This window comes from Pedobacter frigiditerrae, assembly GCF_004331645.1.
GTDB lineage: Bacteria > Bacteroidota > Bacteroidia > Sphingobacteriales > Sphingobacteriaceae > Pedobacter > Pedobacter frigiditerrae.
This window is the reverse complement of the sequence record NZ_SJSK01000003.1, coordinates 461691-472891: the sequence shown is the minus strand read 5'-3', so window position 1 is coordinate 472891 and position 11201 is coordinate 461691. Positions and strand designations below refer to the sequence as shown.

The 11201-nt window shown below is 33.6% G+C and carries 11 protein-coding genes; 8 read left to right on the top strand and 3 right to left on the bottom strand.

The window, feature by feature from the left end; all coding sequences use genetic code 11:
- Nucleotides 1-189: 189 nt before the first annotated feature.
- On the bottom strand, nucleotides 190-1179 hold the full coding sequence (locus EZ428_RS13630) for an FAD:protein FMN transferase (protein ID WP_131553718.1): 990 nt from the start codon (nucleotides 1177-1179) through the stop codon (nucleotides 190-192).
- Nucleotides 1180-1371: 192 nt separating this feature from the next.
- Between EZ428_RS13630 and EZ428_RS13625 the strand changes: the two genes are divergently transcribed.
- A complete protein-coding gene (locus EZ428_RS13625) occupies nucleotides 1372-2400 on the top strand; it encodes a glycoside hydrolase family 43 protein (protein WP_165501778.1) in 1029 nt (342 codons plus the stop codon).
- On the top strand, nucleotides 2376-3761 hold the full coding sequence (locus EZ428_RS13620; protein ID WP_205945704.1) for a glycoside hydrolase family 27 protein: 1386 nt from the start codon (nucleotides 2376-2378) through the stop codon (nucleotides 3759-3761). Before EZ428_RS13625 ends, EZ428_RS13620 begins: the two co-directional genes overlap by 25 nt.
- 13 nt (nucleotides 3762-3774) lie before the next feature.
- On the opposite strand, the gene EZ428_RS13615 is transcribed toward EZ428_RS13620, so the two are convergent.
- On the bottom strand, nucleotides 3775-4809 hold the full coding sequence (locus EZ428_RS13615; RefSeq protein ID WP_131553715.1) for a glycoside hydrolase family 53 protein: 1035 nt from the start codon (nucleotides 4807-4809) through the stop codon (nucleotides 3775-3777).
- Nucleotides 4810-4905: 96 nt separating this feature from the next.
- On the opposite strand from EZ428_RS13615, the gene EZ428_RS13610 reads away from it, so the two are divergent.
- The 4 genes from EZ428_RS13610 to EZ428_RS13595 all read left to right on the top strand — a co-directional run bounded on the left by EZ428_RS13610 (nucleotide 4906) and on the right by EZ428_RS13595 (nucleotide 10147).
- Complete coding sequence (locus EZ428_RS13610; RefSeq protein ID WP_131553714.1) at nucleotides 4906-6051, top strand: serine hydrolase domain-containing protein; 1146 nt, start codon at nucleotides 4906-4908, stop codon at nucleotides 6049-6051.
- Between the two features lie 98 nt (nucleotides 6052-6149).
- Nucleotides 6150-8501 (top strand): response regulator, encoded by a 2352-nt coding sequence (locus tag EZ428_RS13605; protein WP_131553713.1) that lies wholly within the window; start codon nucleotides 6150-6152, stop codon nucleotides 8499-8501.
- 268 nt (nucleotides 8502-8769) lie between these two features.
- Nucleotides 8770-9753, top strand: a complete 984-nt coding sequence (locus tag EZ428_RS13600) for a PorP/SprF family type IX secretion system membrane protein (protein ID WP_165501777.1) — start codon at nucleotides 8770-8772, stop codon at nucleotides 9751-9753.
- A gap of 1 nt (nucleotide 9754) precedes the next feature.
- Entirely contained in the window at nucleotides 9755-10147 is a 393-nt protein-coding gene (locus EZ428_RS13595; protein ID WP_131553712.1) for a response regulator, read from the top strand.
- Nucleotide 10148: 1 nt separating this feature from the next.
- Here the strand turns inward: EZ428_RS13595 and EZ428_RS13590 are convergent, their stop codons facing one another.
- Nucleotides 10149-10517: a hypothetical protein gene (locus EZ428_RS13590; RefSeq protein ID WP_131553711.1), complete on the bottom strand. Its 369-nt coding sequence runs from the start codon at nucleotides 10515-10517 to the stop codon at nucleotides 10149-10151.
- Nucleotides 10518-10602: 85 nt separating this feature from the next.
- Between EZ428_RS13590 and EZ428_RS13585 the strand changes: the two genes are divergently transcribed.
- Nucleotides 10603-10818, top strand: coding sequence for a hypothetical protein (locus tag EZ428_RS13585; RefSeq protein ID WP_131553710.1), 216 nt, complete (start codon nucleotides 10603-10605; stop codon nucleotides 10816-10818).
- A gap of 70 nt (nucleotides 10819-10888) precedes the next feature.
- On the top strand, nucleotides 10889-11194 hold the full coding sequence (locus EZ428_RS13580) for an ArsR/SmtB family transcription factor (protein WP_131553709.1): 306 nt from the start codon (nucleotides 10889-10891) through the stop codon (nucleotides 11192-11194).
- The last annotated feature ends 7 nt before the right edge of the window (nucleotides 11195-11201 follow it).

The following is an 11201-nucleotide window of genomic DNA, read 5'->3' as shown; positions in this document are numbered from 1 at the left end:
TTTTCTCCCGCTGATTTCGGAGATTACGCAGATAAATTTCAATTTTTTATCTGCGTAATTAGTGTTTTTCTGGGGGCAAATATTTTAAACCTTTTAATGCCGATGAAGAATAGGAGGGTGCCGCTTCAATGTTAACGCAGGCAGTTCCTTTTACAATTAGACTTCGGACTTTCCGACCCCTGACTTTCTTTATTTAACCAAAAACTTAGTAATATCAAAATTCGGTGAACAGAAATAATTTCCATTGTCTGTTACCAAAATACAACTCATCTTTGGATAGCGTTTAATTAATTGTAGTCCAGCAGTTTTGCCCAAAACCATTATAGAAGTACTTAAACCATTAGCCAGTTCTGCGCTTGGCCCAAAAACAGTTACACTAGATAAGCCTGTAGCAGGGTAGCCCGTTTTCGGATTAATAATGTGTGCGTAACGTTTGCCATTAAACATTACAAATTTTTCATAACTACCAGAAGTTACAACCGCACCATGTTCCAAAGGCACTACTGCAAAAAGCTCATCTGGGCTTTTAGGATCGGTAATGCCAATATTCCAAGGAGAACCATCTGGTTGTTTACCCCAAGTATTCATATCACCAGAGCCATTTACAATCCCTGCTTTTATCCCTTTTTCTAACATTATTTTACGGCATCTATCTGCTGCATATCCTTCTCCTAACGCACCAAAACCAATCTTCATTCCTTTTAGCTTTAAGAAAATTGTATTGTTTTTTTTATCAAGGATGATGTTTTTATAACCAACTTTCTCTACTGATTTTTTAATAGCTTCTGTAGTAGGCATTTTTTTCATTGTGCCATCAAATTTCCAAATTCTGTCCATCGCGGCAAAGCTGATGTCAAATGCACCATTTGTAATTACTGATAATTGAATCGCTCGTTCTGTCAATTCAAAAACTTCTTTATCAACTTTGATGGGCTTTATTCCAGCGTTCTGATTTACTTGAGATACTTGAGTAAAGGGTCTCCAATCAGAAATCAAATTTTCAATTCTTGTTACTTCCTTAATAACCGTATCTACATGATTTTCAGCAGTTGCTGAATCTATAGCTACAAGTGTAATGTCAAAACGACTGCCCATTAATGTTACCGCTCGAGTTCGTAAAACTTGTGCACTAATTGCTGTACTGTAGAAAATGAGCGAGAGAAGGAGCAGTTTTTTCATTCGATTTATTAGAACAACAAAAATACCATTTATTTGAAATAAGCTGTGCCAATCATTGTTTATTGAATAGGATAAAATAAGTTTATAAATAAACGTATTATTAACGTTTAATTTATATTTTTGAATAAGCCAAATCATAAATCCCAAATGAAAATAAGAATACTGCAATTTCAATGCATTATAATCTTTGCAATGCTGACATTGTTCTTCGACAATTTAAGTGCTCAAAAGAAAAGTAAAGTTGTTACCGAAAAAGATATGGCTGCGTACTTAATGGTGTATTTTAAAGATGATACACACGGTTTGTATATAGCTTTAAGTAAAGATGGTTATAGTTTTACTGATGTAAATAATGCAAAACCGATAATAACTGGCGATACCATTGCAGAGCAAAAAGGAATTCGCGACCCCTATATTTATCGGGGACCAGATGGAATGTTTTATTTGGCATTAACAGACTTACATATCTATGGACAAAAGGCTGGCTATCGTAATACAGAGTGGGAACGAGATGGCAAACAATACGGCTGGGGAAATAATAGAGGTATAGTGTTAATGAAGTCAGCCGATCTAATAAATTGGTCGCACAAAGTTCTACGAGTAGATCAATCATTTCCTGAACTGGCCAATATTGGTTGTGCTTGGGCACCAGAAATGATTTATGATGAAGTTAAAAAGAAAACAATGATTTACTTTTCTATGCGTTTTGGCGTAGGTAAGGAAAAAGTTTACTACAGTTATCTCAACGATGATTTCACTAAGCTAGAAACAGTTCCTAAGCCTATTTTTGAATATCCAAATGGTGTAGCTTATATCGACGCAGACATCACCAAAGTGGGTAATAAATACCATATGCTATATGCTTCTCATGATGGCACATCTGGTGTAAAACAAGCTATTTCAGATTCTGTAAATACAGGCTATGCCTACGACCCTAAATGGTACGACCCAGAGAAAGTTGGCTGTGAAGCGCCTACGGTTTATAAACGCATAGGAGAAAATAAATGGGTAATGGTTTATGATATTTATCGCATTAACCCACATAATTTTGGTTTTAGTGAGACTACAGATTTCATCAATTTTACAAATCTTGGTCGCTTTAATGAAGGCGTAATGAAATCTACAAATTTCACAGTTCCAAAACATCCTACAGTTATTCAAGTTACCCGTAAAGAAGCACAAACGCTAGCCAAAAAATGGGGATTAAATATGAAATTTTAAAAGCTATTCATTATATGTTAAAAAAAGCATTATTCATTGTTGGTTTGTATTCACTTACTCTAACCACGCAAGCACAAACCAAATCATCATTCAAAGATTGGGCAAAAACTCCTCCAATGGGATGGAATAGTTGGGACTGTTATGGTTCTACAGTTACAGAAGCCGAAGTAAAAACTAATGCCGATTATATGGCTAACAATTTAAAAAAACTAGGATGGCAGTATGTTGTAGTTGATATTCGTTGGTTTGTAGAAAATGATAAAGCAGGAGGTTATAACCAAACTGACCCTAGATATGTAATGGATGAATACGGTAGATATCTTCCTTATGTTGGTCGTTTTCCATCTGCTGCTGGAGGTAAGGGTTTTAAAGCATTGGCTGATTATATCCATGGCAAAGGTTTAAAGTTTGGAATTCACATTATGCGTGGAATACCTGTAGAAGCAGTAAAAAGAAAATTGCCAATTAAAGGTGCAAATGGAATTACTGCAGACCAAGTTTATTCCACAGAATTGCAATGTCAATGGTTAAGAGATAATTACACTGTTGTGGCAGATAAACCTGGAGCACAAGAATATTATGATTCTATTTTAGAGTTATACGCCTCATGGGGAGTTGATTTTATTAAGGTAGATGATTTATCTCGTCCTTACCACCAAGGTGAGATAGAATTGATTCGCAAGGCGATTGACAAAACAGGACGACCAATTGTATTGAGCACTTCTCCTGGGGAAACACCTATCAAAAATGCTGCTCACGTTAAAGAACATGCTAACATGTGGCGTATGGTAGATGATGTTTGGGACATTTGGAAGGATTTAGTTCATTTAATGAATGTTTCTAAAGGATGGTATGCTTATTCGGCGCCAGGCACTTGGCCAGATTGTGATATGATTCCTTTGGGTAGAATAGCAATAAGGGGTGAACGTGGCAAAGATAGAATGACTCGTTTAACAAAAGATGAGCAGGTTTCTTTAATGACATTTTTTACTATTTTCCGTTCTCCGTTAATGTTTGGTGGAGATTTACCATCTAATGATGCTTTTACCTTGTCGCTGCTTAACAACAAGAATATTCTTAAAATGCATAAAGAGGGAACTGATGTTAAACAACTTTTTATGGAAAATGGAAAGGTTGCTGTAACATCTGTAAATAGCAAAAGCGGCGAACGTTATCTCGCAATATTTAACATTAGCGATAAAGAAACAACAACAGTTTCTGTAAATTTAAAAGAGCTTGGTTTTAATGGAAAATACAAGGTTAAGGAATTGTGGTCTGGAGAAAGTACAAAAGGCACCGAACCTATCTTTTCGCAGCAATTAGCACCCCATAGCAGTAAGGTTTTTAGTATTAGTAAATAAAATTACTCTTAAATTATTGAAAAGCTTTGAGCGCTTTGGTAGGTTTTCCATCATCTCCCCAAGCGCTCAAATTATATTTACTCCAGCTTGCAGCACCTTGTGGTTCCCAATAAAGTACGCCTAAACCCTTGGCATTAGGTACAGCCTTTACTTTTTCTTGGACAGCAATTAGCATGTTATAAGTGTTTTGCGGCTTGTTTGCTTCTCCACCAACTTCTACCACCATTACTTCTTTACCATATCTAGTAACCAAATCATTAAGATTGTTACCTAAATCATTAATGGATAAAGTATAATCTGGACTTCCCTTTAACCAATAAGGATAATAGGATAGGCCAATTACATCATATTTAGCATTATGTTTTTTGGCATTATCAAACCAATACCTAAATCTTCCATTGTCATTACCTTGGTCAATATGCAAAATTACTTTTGAGTTTGGGCTAACTGCTTTAATGGCATCGTAACCTTTATTAATTAAAGCAGCTAATTGTGGCCAGTTATCTGTACTTCCTTCTGGGTAAACCATCCCACTCGGAATTTCATTACCAACCTGTACCCATTCTGGATAAATTCCTTTACTTTTTAAAGCATTCATTAAATCAAAAGTGTAATTATATACATCACCTTGTAAGGTCTTAAAATCATGTCCTTCCCAAGCTTTGGGTTTGTGCTGTTTCCCAGGGTCAGCCCAAGTATCGCTATAATGGAAGTTAATCATGATACGCATTCCCCATTTTTTTGCTCTTATAGCCATTGCAATCGTTTCTTCCTTACTACAATGCCCACTAGTTTTACTGTTTGAGGGATTTACCCAAGTCCTTAATCTAATGGTGTTAAAACCGTGGTCTTTTAAAATCTTAAAACAATCTTGTGCAACACCGTTTGAATCATGAAATTTAAATCCAGAAGCTTCCATTTGGGGCAACCAACTAATATCGCCTCCTTTAGCAAAGGAAGGTTTAAGTTTTTGGCAACTTCCATTTAAAGCACAAGCAATAATTAGAAATGAAAAAGTTAGAATGATTAAAAAATGCTTTGTCTTCATTTTCGTTTAATGAAAAGGAAAATTAGCTATAAATCATCGTTTTTTTATCAAATATTAGAAAGATGAATTATCTTTATTCTAAACAAAAAACCTTCAATGAACAAATTCTTTTTTAAATACATTTTTCTTGTATCTGTATTTTTTTTAACAACCATAGCTTGTTGTGCACAAGTCTCAAAAACTGAGGTAGAAATACAAGAAGCTATGGAGAAATACAGCGCTTTAGGGCTTTCTGTTGCAGTTGTTAAAGAAGGTAAATTAATCTATACTCATTCATTTGGATTAAAAGATATTGAAAGTAATATGGCACTTAGGGATACCGATATTTTCAGAATAGCATCCATATCCAAGTCATTTTCTGCAACAGCTATTATGCAATTGGTAGAAAAGGGAAAATTAAAATTGACTGATGATTTTAGTGAGTTAATAGGCTTTAAAGTAAGAAACCCAAAATATCCAGAAACAATAATTACTTTAAAAATGGTGTTGTCACACGCATCAAGCATTAATGATAGCGAAGGTTATTTCAATTTGGATGTGATTAATCCTGCTAAAAATACTAATTGGGCAAAGTGTTATAACGATTATGAACCAGGAAAAGGATATCAGTATTGTAACCTAAATTTCAATATGGTAGGGTCAATCATTGAAAAAATGTCTAGTGAACGGTTTGATCAATACATTAAACATCATATTCTAGATCCATTAGGTTTGTACGGAGGTTATTGCGTTGATTCTTTAGACAAATCTCGCTTTACAACACTTTATGAATACAACGATAAGACTAAACGATTTCAATCATCGCCTTTGGCTTATAACCCCAGATCTGAAGAGGTTAAGAATTATATCATGGGTTACAGTACGCCAATTTTTTCGCCAACTGGCGGAATGAAAATATCAGCTACCGACTTGGCAAAATATATGACAATGCACATGAATTATGGCAAATATAATGGCGTTAAAATCATTTCAAAAAAGAGTTCAAAACTGATGCAAACTAAACTCTCAGATGAAGAAAATTATGGTTTAGCCCTTAGAACTTCAGATGATTTAATTGACGGAAAAACAATGACTGGTCACACTGGTTCTGCCTATGGTTTATTTAGTGCAATGTTTTTTAACCCGAAAGATAAATTTGGCATCGTTGTAATAACTAATGGCTGTAATCCTACCACTACAAAAACCTTTGTGGATATTATAAGGGTTAGTTTTAATAGCCTTTATAACAATTTAATTAGATAGAAATCTCTGTTATACTTTAAGTTAAACAATAGTTATCTTTAAAACTAAATTAAAATAACCCGAAAGTTGTTTTGTAATCTAGGTTTTTGCTTTTCTAAATGAAACTAAAGGTCTTATTTGTCATATATCTTTCTTGTTTTGCTTTGAATAATGTTGCAGCAAATCAACTCCCTATCGCAAAACAAGGGGTAATTGATTTAAGGGCAGTATCATTTGAAACCAAGTTGGCCCTTAATGGCGAATGGGTTTTCTATTGGAATCAATTAATCGATCCAAACGCAAAGCCAAACAATGAAGGTGTAATAGTTGATTTTCCCAAAAAATGGAATGATCTATCCATTAATGGAAAACAACTTCCTTCCTTTGGTTACGCAACCTATCAGTTAACCCTACTTCTTCCAAAAAACAAATCCCCATTTAAAATAGATATACCAGATGTTTATTGTGCTTACCGTTTATTTTTAAATGGGAAACTGGTAGCCGAAACGGGAAAAGTAAGTACCAGTGCTAAAGATTTCATTCCCCATTGGCAATATAACGCCTTTGATGTTCCCGCAGGTACAGATACAGCAGTATTGATTCTGCAGATAGCAAACTATGTACATAGCAAAGGTGGTATAAAAAAATCACTTTACATTGGAGAGAAGACAAATATGGAAATGGATAGGAGATATGCTGAAGCCATAGATTTAGTGCTTACCGGCTGTTTATTTATGGGCGGTATGTTTTTTATTGGTTTATATCTTTTAGGTAGCAAGGATAAAGCTATTTTGCTGTTCTCTCTTTATTCTATTGTTTATTGTTATAGAATCATAGGAGTTGATAATTATATACTCCATACATTATTACCAAACCTAGATTGGCAATTTACTGTTAGGATAGAATACATTAGCTTATATTTAAGCATTGGGTTATTTGGTTTATACACTCGATATTTATATCCACTTGATGTGAATAAAACCATAGTTAAGTTGTTATGTATCATTTGCTTTTTATTTGGATTAACCACCTTACTATTGCCACCATTCTATTTTACTCAACTGATTACACCTTTTTTATTTGTAACTATTTTTTGTATTGGCTATACACTTTACATTTACATCATAAGCTATTTAAACAGGAGAAGTGGTTCAGGTTATGCCATGTTGAGTTCCTTCGCAATGATGTTCGTGTTTGCTATTTCTCTTTTACATTACTGGAACATCATTCCGCAACTACAAGGCTTAACTTTTTGTGCCTATATTACTTTCTTCTTCCTACAATCCCTCATTTTATCATATAGAGTTTCATATCAGCTAAAAAAATCTAGAGAGCAAGCAGAACAAGGCTTAATTGCTAAAAGCGAATTTTTAAGTACAATGAGCCATGAAATTAGAACACCCCTAAATTCTGTGATTGGTATGAGCCATTTACTTTTAAAGAACAATCCAAGAAAAGACCAGGCAGATCAATTAGATATAATGCTTTTTTCCGCTAATAATTTATTGGCAATTGTTAACGACATACTAGATTTTAATAAAATTGAGGCTGGTAAAATACAATTAGATTATACAGAGATTGATGTTATAGCAATTATAAATAATATTGTTGCCGGACATCAGAATGATGCAGTTGAAAAAGATATTGATTTGAAATTTACGACTGAAGATCCGATAACTTCAAGGATATTAGGAGATCCAACAAGGATGTTTCAGGTTATTACAAACTTAGTACACAATGCCATTAAGTTCACCAATATGGGATATGTTCATTTAAGCTTAAGTAAGATCTCAGAAACTGATCAAGATATTTCTTTAAAAATTCAAGTTAAGGATACAGGCATTGGCATTTCCAGAGAGAAGCAGAAAATTATATTTGATCGATTTACACAAGCAGATTCTTCAACTTCCAGAAGTTTTGGAGGAACAGGTTTAGGTTTGGCTATTTCTAAGCGAATCTTAGAACTTCAAAACTCCACATTAAAAGTTGTAAGTGAAGAAGGTAAAGGAGCGACTTTTTATTTTGTGCAAACATTTAAAAAGATAGCTGCTAGTTCGATGTACAATGAAATGAAAAATGTTTTCACTAAGGAGAAAGAAACGCAATTATCTGGATTTTCCATTTTATTAGTCGAGGATAATGATCTAAATGTAATGGTTGCACAAAGCTTTTTAAAGAATTGGGGAGCAGAAGTTGATGTGGCAAAAGACGGTAAACAGGCCTTAGATATTTTAGATATTAATAAGCATCAATTAATCTTAATGGATTTGCATATGCCTATAATGGATGGTTTTGAAGCTTCAAAAAGCATAAGAGAAAAGGGGATTAATACTCCAATCATTGCACTAACTGCTAATAACAAAAAAGATGTTGAAAAACAAGTGAAGGAAGTAGGTATTAATGATATTATTGTAAAACCATTTCTACCAGACGAGCTCTATCAAAAGGTAGTTTCATTTATTACTCAATAATTAATAAAGTTGATATCATTGTAGATATAATTCCCCGTAAATGAGAATATATCCCCAATTTGGGGAATAAATTCAACAGTGGCAATTCTAAAATTTCGTAAAAGTTAAATTCTTTTTTTTTAAAGGTTCTATAAAACAATATTTTAAGTGTTTAAACATTTGTTTTAACTTCATGATTACTATTGCTGAAGAAATATTACCGTAATAGCTATTATTGGCGTTGCTTTTGTATAATAGTACTGGGTTTTATGACTTCCATTAACAAGCAATGATAAAAAGATCATTTATATTATTCATTTTAGTTAGCTTATCTTTCTTGTGTAATGCACAGCAAGATGCTCAGTATAGTCAATATATGTTTAATGGTATATATATTAATCCAGCTTATGCTGGCTACAAAGAGCAACTAAATATTCATAGTTTTTATCGTAACCAATGGACGGGTATAACAGGTTCTCCTAAAAGTATGTCTCTCGCTGTGGATGCCATTGCAAATGATGGAAATGTTGGTTTGGCATTTCAAGTTTCTTCAGACAGACTTGGGGCAGAAAGTAGTGTCTCAGCATATGGAAGTTATGCATATAGATTAAGGGTTGGAAATTCTGATAATTCTCGTTTAGCTTTTGGGCTAGGGTTGGGTGTTATGCAACAGTCGTTGGACGCAGGAAGACTTAATGCGAGAGATGCGGATGACAGTTATATTTTAGCAGTAGGAAATGAAAGTGTAATTGTACCAGATGCAAGGGCAGGTGTTTACTATTCTGACGACCGTTTTTATGCTGGTTTTTCTGCTGATAACTTGATTGCCCAATATGTAATTAATAAAAAGAATTTGAGTGTTTATTTTCAAACACCAAAAACCCACTTTTACCTTACTGCTGGAATGCTTTTACCAATAAATGAAGATATTCAAGTGAAACCTTCCTTTTTATTAAAGGATGATCGTGGTGGCCCAACTAGTTTAGACTTAAACGCTTTTGTGCTTTTTGCAAATCGATTTTGGGTGGGGGCGAGTTATCGCACTGCAGTAAAGTTATACGATAAGAGCTACTTACAAGTAGATTTGCAAAAAACAAATTCTGTAGTTGGTATGGTAGATTTTTTTGTAACCAATAATATAAGGGTGGGTTATGCTTATGACCAAACTTTAAGCCGATTATCTGGATATAGTGGTGGCTCTCATGAAATTTCTGTTGGTGTTACCATAAGGCCAACAGAAATAATAAGGATGCTAACACCAAGGTATTTTTAAGATGATTGAATTAAACAATAAAATAATGATTGTTGATGATAACATCATTGATCAAATGATTACGACAAGAGTATTGAAAAACTCATATTCGCAATCTGATGTTTTAGTGATGGATTGTCCAATACAAGCATTAAGTTATTTGGAAAATAATGAAGACAATATCAGTTCTTTACCAAGTTTAATTATACTTGACTTAGATATGCCAGAAATGAATGGTTTGGGTTTTTTGGAGCGATTTTCTGAATTTGCTGATAAATTAAAGAACGCTATAAAAATTGTGGTTTTAACTGCAACTGATGTAATAGAGGATATTGAGCTGGCAAGCGCTAACCCAGCTGTTGCAAAGTTGATCTCTAAACCACTGTTTAATAATTCTTTGGCAGAAATATTATAGATTATTCTTTCGGTAAATCTTTCTCCTCTTTTTTAGCAATTATAGTTTGTTTTTTTAAATCTATTCTAAGCAAATTATATAAACTCATATAAATGTTTGCAATCCAAACAATAGAAAATCCAGATAATATGTAACCCCTCCAATCATTATATATTAAATGAGTGGGTGCCATCAGTAATATTAAGACCGTAACATAGTGACTGAAACAATATTCGCAGGTAAATAAATAGAAGAATTTCCTTTTATAGAACTTTTTGCAATTGATAGATCTATCAATGCAATAATCCCTTATTTCTTTAAATACAGCTTCCTTAGTTACTGTCCATGCTATGCAGGCAACTGAAATAGCTAAAATGAAAATCATTTCCATAATAGCTAAACCTTATTTAGGTGTTATATGTTTTAACGTTAAAAGGTTTTTAAAACATTTTTCCTAAATAAGATATTGTAACATTATGGAGAATCAAAATCAGCATAAACCTAAGGCAAAAGATATTAGTCTGGTATCTCGAAAAACAAATGAAGAAATTGATGAAGATGAAAAGGGTAATTTAATTATCGGAGGTAAAATTTCAGGGAATCAGGCTGAACCTTCTGATGGTCTTTTTACTGAAGACTTTCCAATAGAAAAAAGCAGCTTAATTGATAACCAAAATCAAGCACAAGACTAATTTCTTCACAGTTCTGTCATCTATCATTATTTAATTGGTATATCGGGAAATACCGATATATATTTGTGCCATGGATCAGGTAGAAATATTTAAAGCACTTTCTAACAAAACCCGTTTGCAAATTTTAAACTGGTTAAAAGACCCCGAATTACATTTTCCAGACCATAAGGTATCTTGTGGGGAAACAAATGGAGGTGTTTGTGTTGGGCATATTCAAAGAAAGGCTGGATTAACACAATCGACCATTTCAGAATATTTAGTTGTTTTGCAGAGAGCTGGTTTAGTTACGGCTAGTAGGGTAGGTCAGTGGACTTATTACAAAAGAAATGAGAAAGCTTTTGAGGATTTAAGCAATCTAGTGGCATCCGAATTATAGACATTAA